The sequence below is a fragment of the Bradyrhizobium sp. Mp27 genome, assembly GCF_029953005.1.
Lineage (GTDB): Bacteria > Pseudomonadota > Alphaproteobacteria > Rhizobiales > Xanthobacteraceae > Bradyrhizobium > Bradyrhizobium barranii.
The window spans coordinates 1-346 of record NZ_JASAUS010000698.1; the positions used below are offsets into that span (position 1 = coordinate 1).

Below are 346 nucleotides of genomic sequence, written 5' to 3' on the forward strand. Positions count from 1 at the left end.
AGTTCACCAGCGTGGCCTTCACCGGCGCGTTGGTGGGCGCAGGGATCAAGATCTCCATGGATGGCCGCGGTCGTTGGATGGACAATGTCTTCATCGAGCGGCTGTGGCGGTTGCTCAAGCATGAGGACATCTACCTCAAGGGCTATGCCGACGGCCGCGAGGCCAAGGCAGGGATCGCGAGCTGGATCGCCTTCTACAACGATCGTCGCCTTCATCAGTCCCTCGGCTATCGCACGGCCGGTTGCCCCGGTGACGAGCAAATTCTCGTGGCGATCGATCCAGCGACCTTCGACGAGTTTGGCGAAAACGGCGCGGTCGATGCCCCGCGGGGTGCGCAGATCGACGT

General features: G+C 62.7%; 2 pseudogenes. One reads left to right on the top strand and one right to left on the bottom strand.

Features of this window, described 5'->3' with window-relative positions:
- Positions 1-236: pseudogene (locus QJT78_RS52380) on the top strand (integrase core domain-containing protein); the annotation flags it as partial.
- Here the strand turns inward: QJT78_RS52380 and QJT78_RS52385 are convergent.
- A pseudogene (locus tag QJT78_RS52385) lies at positions 237-346 on the bottom strand (IS21-like element ISFK1 family helper ATPase IstB); the annotation flags it as partial.